Here is a 13819-nt window from a genome sequence, read left to right as displayed (position 1 = left end):
ATGCGCCGCCTGTTCGCCACCGCGCCCGCCCTCGCCCGCTCTGCCATCGCGGTCGCCTGCGCGGGCCTTGCGCTGGCCGCCTGCGGGGGCGGCGGCGGCAGCGACGCCGGCAGCGCCGCGCCGCCCCCGCCCGACGCCAGCCTGCCGCCGGTGGAGCGCAGCGCGGTGGCCGCCGCCGACCCCGGCAGCGCGCTGCCCGAGGGCTGGCACCAGGGCGCATTCATGCAGGTCTTCGTGCGCAGCTACAAGGACAGCAACGGCGACGGCGTCGGTGACCTGCGCGGGCTGACGCAGCAGCTCGACTACCTGCGCGACCTGGGCGTGTCCGGCCTGTGGCTGATGCCGGTGACGAAGAGCCAGGACCGCGACCACGGCTACGCGGTGGCCGACTACCGCGACATCGAGCCGCAGTACGGCACGCTGGCCGACCTGGACACCCTGCTGCGCGAAGCACATGCGCGGGGCATCGGCGTCATCGTCGACTACGTCATCAACCACAGCGCGGCGCAGCACCCGGCCTTCGTCAACGCGAAAGCCGCCAGCAGCAACGCCTACCGCAACTGGTACCTGTGGCAGGGCATCAAGCCCGGCGGCTGGAGCATCTACGGCAACGACCCCTGGCGCGGCGGCGCCGGCAACTGGTACTTCGCGCCCTTCTGGGACCAGATGCCCGACTGGAACCTGCTGCACCCCGAGGTGGTGGCCTTCCACCACGACAACCTGCGCTTCTGGCTCAACCGCGGCGTCGACGGCTTCCGCTTCGACGCCGTGGGCAACCTGGTCGAGAACGGCCCCGGCGCCTGGGAGAACCAGCCGCAGAACAGCACCGTGCTGCAGGGCACGAAGGCGGTGATCGGCGGCTACGCACGGCGCTTCCTGGTCTGCGAGGGCCCGAGCGCGCCGTTCCGCTACACCACCGACTGCGGCAGCGCGTTCGCGTTCAACAACACCGGCAACCTGATCGCCGCGGCCAAGGGCGACCCGGCGGCGGTGCAGCGCGTGGCCGACTTCTGGAAGAGCGCGCCGGCCGGCATGTCGACGATGCTGGCCAACCACGACAGCTTCGCCGGCGACCGCGTCTTCAACCAGTTCCAGGGCAACCTGGCGCAGTACCGGCTGGCCGCCGCCACCTACCTGCTGCAGCCGGGCACGCCCTTCCTGTACTACGGCGAGGAAGTGGGCATGGCACGCGGCACGCAGGGCGGCGACCCCGGCCTGCGCACGCCGATGAGCTGGACCGGCTCCACCGCCAACGCCGGCTTCACCACCGGCACGCCGTACCGGTCGCTGTCGACCAACGTCGCCACGCACAACGTCGCGGCGCAGCAGGCGGACCCGGACTCGCTGCTGAACTTCTACAAGGCCATGCTCGCGCTGCGCCGCGGCCTGCCATCGGTGGCCGCCGGCAGCTACGAGCAGGTGGTGGTGAACGGCAGCGCCATGGGCTTCCAGCGCGTGCTGGGCAGCGAACGCACGCTGGTGGCCATCAACTACGGCAGCACGGCCGGCAGCGTGACGGTGGCCGGCCTGCCGGCGAACGCGACGCTGGCCGCGGCCCACCCGGCCACGGGCGACGCGCTCACGGCGGGTGCCGACGGCCGCGCCACGGTGGTGCTGCCGGCGCAGGCGGTGCGCGTGTACAGCCTGCGCTAGGCAGGCGCCTGAGGGCGCTGCATCCAGAGACGTCCGGGATCCGTATGGATTGGGGCCCGCCGCACGCGGCGGAGCCCTTCCACCAACGATTCCAGGAGTCCCTTCCATGCGCCTGCACCACGCCGTCTGCCAGATCGCCCTGGCAGCCACCGCCTTGTTCAACACCAGCCAGGCCCGCGACGCCGCGCCCGACTGCGCCAGCGGCCCGGCCGCCAACGCCGCCGGCACCGCGCGTGCGGCGCTGCAGACGCCGCTGCGCGTGGCGGGGCTGACCGCCCAGGGCCAGCTGGTCTGCTTCCGCGAACGCGGCGGCGCGCTGCACATCGTGGGCACGGTGCAGGGCTTCGAAGGCGGCGACACGCGGCTGCTGGGCATCGACTTCCGGCCGCAGGACGGACTGCTGTACGGCGTGGGCGACGCCGGCGGCCTGTACCGCATCGACACCGCCAGCGCCGTGGCCACCAAGGTCGGTGCGCTGACCACCGCACCCGACACCGCGGCCACCGCGTTCGGCGTCGACTTCAACCCGGCGGCCAACGCACTGCGCATCGTCTCCAGCACGGGCCAGAACCTGCGCCAGTCCTTCGCCAACCTCGGCACCGCGATGCCGCTGGCGCCCACGGCCGTGGACGTGGCGCTGAACAACGGCGCCGGCGCCGCGGTGGCCGGCGTGCTGGCCGCGGCCTACACGAACAACGACCTCGACACCACCACCGCGACGACGCTGTTCGTGCTGAGCGGTGCATCGGTGGCGCTGCAGTCGCCGGCCAATGCCGGCCAGGTGGTGGCCACCGGCGCGCTGGGCGTGGCGCCCACGGGCTATGCCGGCTTCGACATCTACAGCGTGCTGCGCGGCAACGTCACGGTGGCGCAGCGCGCACTGGCCACGCTGGGCGACGGCAGCGCCTCGGCGCTGTACGCGGTGGACCTGCTGCACGGCCGCGCCGAGCCGGTGCGCACGCTGGCGCAACCGGTGGTGGCCATCGCCGTGCCGCTGAACCAGCACTGAGCCCGCGCGTGCAAGGCCGGAAGGCCTTGCACGGCTGGCGAAGGCCCGAAGGCGATTTCACGGTTGAGGGCTGAGCCCGTCCTCAGAGCGCGCCGAGGATCTCGCGCCGCTTGGCCTGGTACTCGTCCTCGCTGATGAGTCCGTTGTCGCGCAGGCGCTTGAGCGCGCGCAGCCGCTGCTCCTGCTCTTCGTAGAACGCGGCGCCGCGCGGCGCCGCGGGGGCAGCGGGTGGGGCGGCGGCCGGTGCCGCCGGCACGGGCACCACCACGGTGGCGGCCGGCGCCGGCGGGCGCGGCGGTACCGCGGCAGCGGGGGCCGGCGTCACCACCACGACCGGCGGCGCCAGGGGCGCGGGCGGCACCGGCGGCGCGGCAGCAGGGGCCGGGGCGGTGCTGGTGCTGACCGTGCGTGCGGCCGGCGCCCCGCCGGCCTGCGCCGCCGCCATCGCGCGCGTGAACCACGGCGGCTCGGCAGCCACCGCGCCCGCGCGCACCGGCGTGCGCGCCAGGCCCTGCAGCAGGCCGCCGTCGGCCAGCTGACGCCGCTGCGCGGCGCCGTCGGGCTGCAGCAGGTCCACCACGGCGGTGGCCGGCGCACGCGCGTTGGCGTGGCCCAGCGTCTCGGCGGGCCGGCCGACCGCGGGCTGCATCGCGCCCAGGCTCAGGCGCTCGAAGGCGTTGCCGCCCTGCAGGCCGGCCATCAGGTCGCTGCCGATGGTCAGCTGCGCGGCCGTCACCAGCGCCGTGATGGCGCTGTTCTCGATGGCCGCGCCGCCCAGGAACGCACGCGGCACGCTGAAGCTGATGCTGCGGCCACGCACCCGCACCTGCGTCGGGAAGAAGACGCTGGCGTCCAGCGCCGCCGCGGTGGCGGTGTCGCCGCCGCTGGTGTCGGCCAGCGCGTCGCGCAGCTGGCGCCGCACCAGTTCCGGCCGCGGTGTCAGCACGACGGCCTTCTCCCAGGCGCTGCCCGGGTCCAGCCGCGCGCGGCGGCCCGGCAGCGTGCCGGTGTTGCCCGAGCCGGTGATGCGGTCGGTGTCGATGTAGAGGTCGAGGTTGAAGGCGTAGAAGCCGCGGCGCGCGAACTGCGCCAGGTCTTCGCTGCCGGGGCTGTCGGCACGCACGCCGGCGGGGTCGCGCACCGGGTTGGCGAACGTGGCCTCGAAGCGCAGGTCGGCACCGTCGGCCCACACGCGCAGGCTGCGCAGGTCCAGGTCGCCGGGCGTGAAGGCGCTGTCGCGCGGGTAGACCAGGCTGCCGTCGCCGTCGTCGTCGCCGGCGGGGTCGGCGATGTCGAGCAGCGGCGCGGCCAGCGCAGGCTGGGCGGCCAGGGCCGCCAGCGGCAGCAGCCAGGCGCAGGCCAGGGATCGGAGTTTCATGGGCAGGCTCTCGAAAGACAGCAGGGTGGCGGCACTCGCGCACCGCCACCCTGCACACTACACGCGTGGCCGGTCGATCAGAAGATCGCCTTCACGAAGGCCTTCATGCGGTACTGCTTGATGCTGACCGGCGTGCCGCTCTCGGTGGGGTCGCCGTCGCCCTTGATCCACTGCGACAGCAGGCCGGTCTCGAAGCCGGCCAGGTTGTAGGCCAGGCGCAGGCTCAGGATGTCCTTGTCGTTCTTCACCGCCAGGCCGCCGGTGGTGATGTCGCGCTTGTACTTGCCGAACGAGACGTTGCCGTACAGGTCGCCGAAGAGCTGGTTGCCCACGCTCACCGAATAGCCCGTGTCATCGGTCTCGCGGTCGTCCAGCGCGTTGCCGGCCTGGCCACCGTTCTTGTCGTTGACGAGCTTGAGCTTGGCGCCCAGGTCCAGCCCGCCCAGCACCGGCGCCACGTAGCCGACCTTCAGCACCGCGATGCTGGACTTGCGGTCGTTGTTCAGCGCGTAGTAGTTCGACAGCGGGCCGGTGGCCGAGTAGCCCTGCCAGTTGTAGTTGTAGTCCAGCCGCGTCAGCTCGCCCGAGATCGCGACCTTGGCGATCTCGTAGTTGGCGGCCAGCGTGAGGCCCTTCCAGCCCTGCACCGACTCGCTGGGCGCCTCGTCGAAGTCCATGTTCTCGTTGTTCGTCAGGCCGTTGGCGCTGGCGGCCAGGCCCGAGTCGGAGCGGCACACGCCGCCGCCGCCGATCTGGCACAGCGGCGAGGTCGGGCCCTGGTTCAGGTCCTTGGCCGCACCACCCGCCCACAGCGGGTCGCCCCAGCGGTACCAGGCGGCTTCGTTGCCCTCGGTCAGCAGCACGTCGCTCTCGAAGCGGGCGGCGGTGTTGCTGTAGTAGCCGGCGCCGATGTTGAAGACCTGCAGGTTCAGGCCCAGGTTGGGCACCAGGTTGTTCAGGCCCACGTCGAGCTTGAAGGCGTTGCCCTTGACGTCGGACTTGGGGCTGTTGATCCAGGGCTGGTCGAACAGCGGTGCCTTGTAGGTGGAGCGGTAGTACGCGGCCTTCAGGTCGACGATGTCGGCGATGGTGCCTTCACCCTTGATCATGAAGACGTTGTTCTTCGCGAAGGTCTCGATGTCGCGCCCGTCGTCGGGCGTGGTGTCGGCCTTGAGCTGGCGGTCGTTGAACCACTGGTAGCTGGTGGTCAGCTTGGCGGGGCCGAACTGGCCCTTGGCCTGCGCGATGTAGACGGCCTCGTTGAACTGCGAGTCGTCGCTGCTGCAGCAGGCGGCGCCCTGGCCGTAGTTGCTCTGCAGGTAGTTGGGCAGCGACAGGCGCGCGAACTCCCAGCTCGAGCCCTTCAGCGGCAGCCCGCCCTTGAAGTACAGGCCCTTGAAGTTGTCGCGGTCGATGTAGCGCAGGCGCCCCACGGTGAAGGGGTCGAACTGGCCCCAGTCGCTGGCGCCGATGAGCGCCGTGTCGAGCCAGCCGTAGCCCGGCGTCAGCAGCACGTAGGGGCCGCGAGCCTTCATGAAGTTGCCGCGCGTGGGGTTGGTCTCGACATCGCCGCCGAAGCCGCCGAAGTCGGTCCAGTAGCCCGCGGGGCTGCGGCTCTGCAGGCGCACGCCGGCCTCGACCTGCTTGCTGATGGTGGCCTTGATGCGCAGCTCGAACTCGGTCCACTGGCCGTTGTCGGTGCCGCCGGAGGTGTCGCCGGAACCACCCGGGCCGTCGTTCACGACGCGGCGGTTGCCGTCGAGGAACTTGGTGTAGATGTTGGAGCCGCCGAAGTCGATGCCGGCGGCAAAGGCCGGCGCGGCGGTGGCCAGCGCCAGCGCCGCGGCCAGCGGCGTGAGGGTGAATCGCTTCATGGTGTGGTTGTCCTCTGTGGTGTCTCGTTGTGCGTCGGGGATCACTTCTTGACCAGCTTCAGCGTCGCCGGCTTCACGCTCTTGCCGTCTGCGCCGCAGGTGTGGGCCAGCATCTCGGCCTGCTTGGCCTCGGGGCCGTCGAGCACATCGGCGGTGTGCGGGTCGCAGTCGCCGTCGTTGCCGCCGCCGAAGCGGTGCTGGCCTTCGTATTCGTTGACCTTGCGCGTCAGGAAGTCGGTGGCGGCGGGGAAGCCCTCGTTGGACTGCATCACCACCTGGTAGCTCCAGCCGTCGACGTTGCCGTCGCCGCCCAGTTCGGCCAGCGGCACCGCGCCCTGGATGACGCGGCCGCGGCCACGCGTGATGTTGGGCACCACGATGTCCTTGGCGAACTTGCCCGCCTTGGCCTCGGCCTCGCCGGTGACACGCGCCTTCTTCTGCGGCGACAGGATGATCAGCTTGTTCCACTCGTGGCCCGGCGCGAACGTGACGTTCAGGCCCGCGGGGGCGTCGGTGTAGCCGCCGGGCGCGCCGGTCTTCACGAAGATGAAGACCATCTGCACCGCGAAGCCCCCGCCCATGCCCCACGGGTCTTCCAGGCCCGAGGCCACCTCGACGGCGACGTCGGCGTTGGCGCCGCTCTTGCTGATGCTGAACTTGGTGAGGTCGAAGGAACCGGCCTTGTAGACGGGGTCGGTCGGGTAGACGTAGGTGCCCGGGCCCTTGTCGTCGCCGCGCGGGTCGGTGAACTCGACGGCTTGGGCCGCGCCCGCGCCCAGCGCGATCAGGGTGGCCATGCCCAGGGCATGCAGGGACAGACGGGTCTTCATGGGTGGGTCTCCTCTTGGGTGAGAACGATCGGGAACGTCGTTGGAAGGCAGGTCACTTCACGCTGCCGGCCGTGAGGCCGGAGACGAGGTACTTCTGCAGGTACAGGAACAGGATCACGACCGGCAGCGACACGATCACCGAGCCGGCGGCGAAGAATCCCCATTGGGAGGAGAACCCCCCGACGAAGAAGCGCAGGCCCACGGGGGCCGTGTACATGGTCTCGGCTTCGAGGAACACCGAGGCCAGGATGAATTCGTTCCAGGCCGTCATGAACGAGAACAGCGCGGTGATCGCGATGGCCGGCGTCGACAGCGGCAGGATGATCTTCAGGAAGATGGTCTGGCGCGAGGCGCCGTCGATCAGCGCCGATTCCTCGATGTCGATCGGGATGGTGTCGAAGTAGCCCTTGAGCATCCACACGCAGAACGGGATCGCGGTGGTGGCGTAGACGATGACCAGGCCCCAGAACGTGTTGCCCAGCCCCAGCCACTTCACGATGATGATGAACAGCGGGATCAGCATCAGCGTGCCCGGGAACATCTGCGACACCAGGAAGGCCAGCATGCCGCTGTCGCGGCCGGGGAAGCGGAAGCGGCTGAAGGCGTAGGCCGCGGTGCAGGCCAGGAACACGCCCAGCAGCGTCGTCATCACCGACACCAGCACGCTGTTGAGCAGCCAGCGGCCGAAGGGCTGCTCGGTCATCACGTCGACGAAGTTCTTCACCGAGACGTGCGCCGGCCAGGGCAGGATGCCGCGCGCGCGCTCGAGGAAGCTCGGGTCCTTCGGCAGGTCGACCAGGCCCACGCTCTGCTGGCCCGAGAACGCCAGCGCCAGCACCCACAGCACCGGGTAGATGGTCAGCAGCGTGAAGCTGATGAGGCCGGCGTGGATCCAGAAGTGGCTGGTCTTGCGCACGGCCATGTCAGTAGCTTTCCGTGGCGCGGGTCATGCGGGTCTGGAAGTAGCCGTAGACCAGCAGGATGATGAAGATCACCGTCGAGTACGCCGCCGCGTAGGCGTACTGGTACTGCTCGAAGGCCAGCTTGTAGGCCTTGGTGACCAGGATCTCGTTGGCGCCGCCGGGCTCGCCGCCGCTGACGAGGAAGATGATGTTGAACATGTTGAAGGTCCACACCACCGACAGCACCACGGCCGGCACCAGCGTGGGCCGCAGCAGCGGCAGCGTGATGCGGCGCAGCTGCTGCCAGCGCGTGGCGCCCTCGACTTCCGCCGCCTCGTACATGTCCTTCGGGATCGACTGCAGCGCGCCCAGGATCACGACCATCATGAACGGGAAGCTGAGCCAGCCGTTGGTGACCAGGCCGGTGACGAACGAACTCACGACGCTGTCGAACCACGCCACGGGCGCAATGCCGAACATCTGCAGCGCCTGGTTGATGACGCCGAACTGCGGGTGGAACATGCCGCGCCAGACCAGCGCGGTGATGTAGTTCGGGATCGCCCAGGGCAGGATCAGCAGGATGCGGTACAGCCACTTGCCCTTGAGCCCGTCGGTGTTCAGCGCCAGCGCGAGGATGAAGCCGAAGCTGACGCCCACCGTGACGTTGGTGACGGTCCAGATGACCGTCATCATCAGCGTCCAGTAGAAGTTCTGGTAGTTGACGGTGCTGCCGTCGGTGCCGGTGGTGACGATGTCGAAGTCGCCCAGGATGCGCACGAAGTTGTCCAGGCCGATCCAGCGTTCGCGGAACGGCAGCGACTCGTTGAACAGCGTCGTGTCGGTGAACGCCAGGCCGATGCCGTAGAAGAACGGGAAGAAGACCAGCACCAGCATGCCGATCATCGCCGGCGCGATGTAGGCGTAGGCGTCGGCATGCGTGCGCAGCGCCCGCGCCGTGCGGCCGGCCCATCCCTGCACGAAGTACAGCAGCAGCAGCAGGCCCAGCACGTTGGCGGCCCACAGGCTGCGTTCCAGGAACACGGTGCGCGTGGCCTTGGCCGCAGCCGCATGCGGCAGCACGCGGCCGTCGGCCGAGAGCAGGCCGAGCGGGCGGCTATAGGTGTCGGTGTCCCAGGCGCTGGTGGTGGCGGTCACGGGCGGCGCGCCGGTGCGCACGTAGACCGCGGCCGCCTCGGCCTGCACACGCGCCATGGCCGCGTCGCTGTCGGCCAGCACCTGGCCCATCGCGCCCAGGCGCTGCTGCTGCACGGCCAGCGCCAGCGCCAGCAGCACGGCCACCGCGATGCCGCGGCCGATGTCGAAGCGGCGGCTGGTGTCCACCTTCAGGAAGACGCCGATGGCGAATGCCAGCGCCACCAGGCCCGCGCCCAGCGCCAGGCTGCCGCCGGCACTGCGGTGCGCGGCCGCGGCCGGCAGCACGCGCGCCTGCACGATGCCGGCGAACTGCCCGTCGGCGACGTAGGGCACGGTGACGGTGACGGGCTGGCCGGGCTTGTCCTCGATCTGCAGCGTCTTCTTGCGCACGACGCCTTCGCCGGTGTTCGTCTCGCCGGCCGCGCGCAGCGCGCCGGCCAGGTCGAACAGCGGCTTCTCCTCGCGCTGCAGCGCGCGCGGGGCCTGGTCTTCCGCGCGGGTGGAGCCCAGCAGCTGCCGGCCCGCCACGACCTGCACCGACTGCAGCGCGGGCAGCCCGTCCGTCCAGGTCCGCAGCCGCGCGTTGACGCCGTCCTCGGGCACGCCGGCCAGCGACGCGCTGACGGCGTTCGCCAGCAGCACCGCCTGACGCTGCTTCTGCTGCGCGGCGATGTCGGCGTCGGCGCTGCCCTGCAGCCAGGCGCTGAGCGCGAGCACCAGCGCCACGCCGGCGGCGAGGCCCAGCGCTGCGCTGTGTCGGAGGCGGTCGGCCCAGGCCATCGTGGTGGTGGTGGTGCTGCTTGCGGTGTGCGCGGAAACAGGCGACAGGGCCTACTTGCCCTTGCGCAGCGCGCCGATGCTGTCCTGCATCGAGGCCGCGGCTTCCTTCAGCGCCGCCTCGACGCTGGCGTTGCCCTTGACGATCTTGTTCATCGCCGTGGTGGCCGGCGTCCACACCATCGTCATCTCGGGCCGGTTGGGCATGGGCTCGGCGTTGTCGAGCTGCTCGCGGAAGGCCTTGAGCACCGGGTCGGCGCTGACCTTGGGGTTGGCGTAGATGGCCTTGTTGGTGTGCAGCTGCCGGCCCTCGAGCGCAAGCACCAGCCCGGCCTCTTCGGTGGTGAGGTACTTCGCCAGCTCGTAGGCCAGTTCCTTCTTCGTCGAGCTGGCGGCGACGTACGCGCCCTCGATCGTCATCCACGGGCGCATCGGCTTCTTGGCCGCGTCGAGCATCGGCAGCGGCGCCAGGCCGACGTTGATCTTCTTGTCGATGTCGCCGACGAACCACGGGCCGTTGATGACCATCGCCACCTTGCCCTCGTTGAACATCGAGGCGATCAGCGCTTCCGACGGCTCGGTGGGCAGGATCCCGTCTGTCTTGTACCAGGCCATCATCTGGTTCAGCGAGGCCACGGTCGCCGGGCTGTTGATGACGAGCTTGCCCTCGCGGTCGAACACGGCACCGCCGAAGGCGTTCATCAGCGCCGAGTGGAAGTAGAAGTTCGTGTACCAGTAGGCCAGGCCGTAGCGGCCGCTGCCGGCGTTGGTCAGCGTCTTCGCCAGCTTGACCATCTCGCCCGAGGTCTTGGGCGGCACCTTCACCAGATCCTTGTTGTAGATCAGGGTCGGCATCTTGTAGTTGATGGGCAGGCCGTAGATGCCGCCCTTGTAGGTCATGGCGTCGAGCATGCCGGGCAGCAGGCGGTCCTTGACCGGCTTGTCGACGAAGAAGTCGATCGGCTCGACGGTCTTGCCGGCCTCGATCCAGCCGCCCAGGCGGTCCTGCGCATAGATGAAGACGTCCGGGCCCTTGCCGCGCGGCACCGCGGCACTGATCTTGTCGGCGTAGGCGTCGTAGGGGATGGCCAGCGTGCTGACCTTCTGGCCCTTGGCCGCCGGCGTCTTCTGGAACATCTCGACGACCTTCTCGAAGGCCGCCTTCTCGGCGCCGCGGTAGGCGTGCCAGACCACCAGCTCACCCGCGGCCTGCGCCATCGCGCTGGCGGCGGACGCCAGCACTGCGGCAGCGAGGGTGGTCTTGATCAGCGACTTCAGCATGTCGTGTCCTTGTGCAAGTGGGAGATGTCGGTCAGGCCAGGCGCAGCTCGGTGACGGGATCGAACAGGTGCATGGCCTCGGTCTTCACGACCAGCGTGATCGGGTCGCCGGGGCTGGCCAGGTCGTGGTGGCTGCGCAGCCGGCCGGCGACGCTCTCGCCCTGCACGTCGAAGTGCACGATGACCTCGTGGCCCAGCGGCTCGAGGATCTCGATGGCGCCGGTGATGCGGCAGTCGCTGCGCCAGTCGACCTCGTGCTCGGCGCCGATGTGCTCGGGGCGGATGCCCAGCACCACGTCGCGGCCCCTGAACTTCTGCGCCGCCGCGCGGAAGGGCGCGGACACCGGGATGCGCACGCCGTAGAAGAGCACGTCGGCGCCGTCGTCGCTGAGCTTGGCCTTCAGCAGGTTCATGCGCGGCGTGCCCATGAAGCCGGCGGTGAACAGGTTGGCCGGCGCGTCGTAGATCTCCATCGGCGTGCCGACCTGGGTGAGGTTGCTCACCCGGGGGTCGTTGCCGCAGGGGCGCAGCACCGCGATGCGGTGGCCCATGGTCATGGCCTCGACCTGGTCGTGCGTGACGTAGACGGTGGTGGTCTTGAGCTTGCGCTGCAGCTTGCTGAGCTCGGCACGCATGTGCACGCGCAGTTCGGCGTCGAGGTTCGACAGCGGCTCGTCGAACAGGAACACGCTGGGGTTGCGCACGATGGCGCGGCCCAGTGCCACGCGCTGGCGCTGGCCGCCGGACAAGGCCTTGGGCTTGCGGTCGAGGTAGGCGTTCAGGCCCAGCGTGTCGGCCGCCTCCTGCACGCGCTTCTTGATCTCGGCCTCGGGGATCTTGCGGATCTCCAGCCCGAAGGCGATGTTGTCGAACACCGTCATGTGCGGGTAGAGCGCGTAGCTCTGGAACACCATCGCGATGTCGCGGTCCTTCGGATGCACGTCGTTGACGACGCGCTCGCCGATCTTCATGGTGCCGCTGGTGATGGTCTCCAGGCCCGCGATCATGCGCAGCACCGTGCTCTTGCCGCAGCCCGAGGGCCCCACGAAGACCATGAACTCGCCGTCCTTGATGTCGAACGTGAGGTCGCGGATGACGGTGACTTCCGGCGTGTAGTTCTTGCCGATGTGGTCGAGCGTGATCGAGGCCATCGCGGTGCCGCCTAGGGGTTGGGCGCGAGCAGGCGCACCGACTTCGGCGCCAGCAGCACGCGGATGCGGCCGTCGGGCGTGGCCACGGCCTCGCCGCCGAGCAGGTCGCGCGCGGCGGCGGGCCAGCCGGCCGGTGCCGCCACGTCCACCTGCACCGGCTGCGCGTCGCGGTTGGCCAGCACGACCACGTGGTCGCCGCTGGCGGCGTCGCGGCGCGCGAAGGCCAGCGCCGCGTCCTGCGGCTGCATCAGCAGCTGGAAGCCGCCGCGGCGCAGCGCCGGGTGCGCGTGGCGCAGCCCGATCAGCTGCTTGTAGAAGCTGCGCATGGCCTCGTCGCGCTGCACGCCCTGGCCGGGCTGCACGTCGCGCGCGCCCCACGGCATGTCGTTGCGGTTCAGCGGCCATTCGTGGCCGCCGCGCGCCACCTCTTCGCCGTAGTAGATGACGGGCATGCCCAGCGAGGCCATCTGCAGCGCCGCGCAGAGCTTGAAGCGCTCCTTGTCGCCGCCCAGGTTGCCCAGCGCCATCGGCTCGTCGTGGCTGGACAGGTAGTGCGCCAGCACGTAGCCCGGCCGCACCTGGTGGCGCGAACGCAGGTAGGCGCCGTACGCCACCGAGCGCCCCCGGCCCTGCACCCAGCCTTCGCAGCTGCCCTTGAAGCTGAAGTCGAAGCCGGAGTCGACCTCGTCGCGCGCGAAGAACGGGTCGAGGTTGGCCGCGTCGCCGCCCCAGTACTCGGCCAGCAGGTGGAAGCCGGCGCCCAGCTCGGCGCGCGTGCGCTTGCGGTGCTCGGCCCAGAACTCGGGCGGCAGGTGCTTGTAGGTGTCGAGGCGGAAGCCGTCGACGCCGCTGCGGCGGGCCAGCGCGATGTTGGCGGCCAGCACGTGGTCGCGGATCTCGGGGATCTCGGTCTTCAGGTCGGGCAGGCCGCCCACCGCGCACAGCACGGCGTCGACCTCGCAGTTGCCCTCGCCGCTGCGGATCCATTTCTCGCCCGTGGCGGTGCGGCGGTCGGCGTAGGTCGAGAGGTAGCCGGTGTGGTTGTAGACCACGTCCAGCAGCACCTTGATGCCGCGCGCGTGGGCGGCGTCGACCAGCGCCTTCAGGTCGGCCTCGGTGCCGAAGCGCGGGTCGATCTGCTCGAAGTCGGCGATCCAGTAGCCGTGGAAGGCCTCGTGCGTGAACTCGGGCAGGCCCATCTTGGCCGGGGCCTGCGCCGGCATGCCGGTGCGCTGCTGCAGCTGCAGCGGGTTGATCCACAGCGCGGTGACGCCCAGGTCCTTCAGCTCGTCGAGCTGCTGCGTCAGGCCCTTCAGGTCGCCGCCGTGCCAGCCGCCGGGGTTGCGGCGCTGCACGCGGGTGTTGTTCGCCGGGTCGCCGTCGGCGAAGCGGTCCACCAGCACGAAGTACAGCACCTCGTCGGCCCAGCTCCGTTGCGCGGGGGCGGGCGTGGCCTGCGCCAGCACCGGGCCCGCGGCCAGCCAGCCCGCCGCCGCCAGCAGGCCGGCCACAGCCAGGCGCTGCCAGCGCGGCTGCACCCCTTGCGTCCTTGTCGACAACCCCAGCACCGTGGCCCGCCCTTCCTTGTTCGATCCGGCACCGCCCGGCGGCAGCGCACCTGTGCCGCAGCCGCGGCAACTCGGGGGTGGACTTTAGTAGTGTGACTACATTTCTTCGGTCCGGGCTTACCCTAGTGGGTTGTTCCCGCCACAGCACACACCAAGAAGAAAAAGGCTGATGCGGATCAACCCTGGGCGTGACGGCGCCGTCGTCTTGCTACAGTCGCGATGTTGTTTCACTACGATCTCGT

10 protein-coding genes are annotated in these 13819 nt (G+C 70.3%); 2 read left to right on the top strand and 8 right to left on the bottom strand.

Annotated features, from left to right (window positions below; all coding sequences use genetic code 11):
• Both ACPOLB_RS17085 and ACPOLB_RS17080 read left to right on the top strand, forming a co-directional pair.
• Positions 1-1653: an alpha-amylase family glycosyl hydrolase gene (locus ACPOLB_RS17085; RefSeq protein WP_425257222.1), complete on the top strand. Its 1653-nt coding sequence runs from the start codon at positions 1-3 to the stop codon at positions 1651-1653.
• A gap of 106 nt (positions 1654-1759) precedes the next feature.
• On the top strand, positions 1760-2662 hold the full coding sequence (locus ACPOLB_RS17080; protein ID WP_425257221.1) for a DUF4394 domain-containing protein: 903 nt from the start codon (positions 1760-1762) through the stop codon (positions 2660-2662).
• A gap of 82 nt (positions 2663-2744) precedes the next feature.
• Here ACPOLB_RS17080 and ACPOLB_RS17075 read toward each other — a convergent pair whose 3' ends face one another.
• The 8 genes from ACPOLB_RS17075 to ACPOLB_RS17040 form a co-directional block, all read right to left on the bottom strand.
• Positions 2745-4040: a glucodextranase DOMON-like domain-containing protein gene (locus ACPOLB_RS17075; RefSeq protein ID WP_425257220.1), complete on the bottom strand. Its 1296-nt coding sequence runs from the start codon at positions 4038-4040 to the stop codon at positions 2745-2747.
• A 77-nt stretch (positions 4041-4117) separates the two neighbouring features.
• Positions 4118-5914, bottom strand: coding sequence for a hypothetical protein (locus ACPOLB_RS17070; protein ID WP_425257219.1), 1797 nt, complete (start codon positions 5912-5914; stop codon positions 4118-4120).
• Between the two features lie 41 nt (positions 5915-5955).
• On the bottom strand, positions 5956-6744 hold the full coding sequence (locus tag ACPOLB_RS17065) for a glucodextranase DOMON-like domain-containing protein (RefSeq protein ID WP_425257218.1): 789 nt from the start codon (positions 6742-6744) through the stop codon (positions 5956-5958).
• A gap of 52 nt (positions 6745-6796) precedes the next feature.
• Entirely contained in the window at positions 6797-7666 is an 870-nt protein-coding gene (locus ACPOLB_RS17060; RefSeq protein WP_425257217.1) for a sugar ABC transporter permease, read from the bottom strand.
• Position 7667: 1 nt separating this feature from the next.
• Positions 7668-9581, bottom strand: coding sequence for a carbohydrate ABC transporter permease (locus ACPOLB_RS17055; protein ID WP_425257216.1), 1914 nt, complete (start codon positions 9579-9581; stop codon positions 7668-7670).
• 51 nt (positions 9582-9632) lie between these two features.
• Entirely contained in the window at positions 9633-10859 is a 1227-nt protein-coding gene (locus ACPOLB_RS17050; RefSeq protein WP_425257215.1) for an extracellular solute-binding protein, read from the bottom strand.
• Positions 10860-10890: 31 nt separating this feature from the next.
• Complete coding sequence (locus ACPOLB_RS17045; protein ID WP_425257214.1) at positions 10891-12009, bottom strand: ABC transporter ATP-binding protein; 1119 nt, start codon at positions 12007-12009, stop codon at positions 10891-10893.
• Between the two features lie 11 nt (positions 12010-12020).
• Positions 12021-13547: an alpha-amylase family glycosyl hydrolase gene (locus ACPOLB_RS17040; protein WP_425257213.1), complete on the bottom strand. Its 1527-nt coding sequence runs from the start codon at positions 13545-13547 to the stop codon at positions 12021-12023.
• Positions 13548-13819 lie beyond the last annotated feature (272 nt).

It is taken from the genome of Rubrivivax soli, assembly GCF_049810355.1.
In the GTDB taxonomy this organism is placed as follows: domain Bacteria; phylum Pseudomonadota; class Gammaproteobacteria; order Burkholderiales; family Burkholderiaceae_C; genus Rubrivivax.
This window is presented reverse-complemented; position numbering and strand designations above follow the sequence as displayed.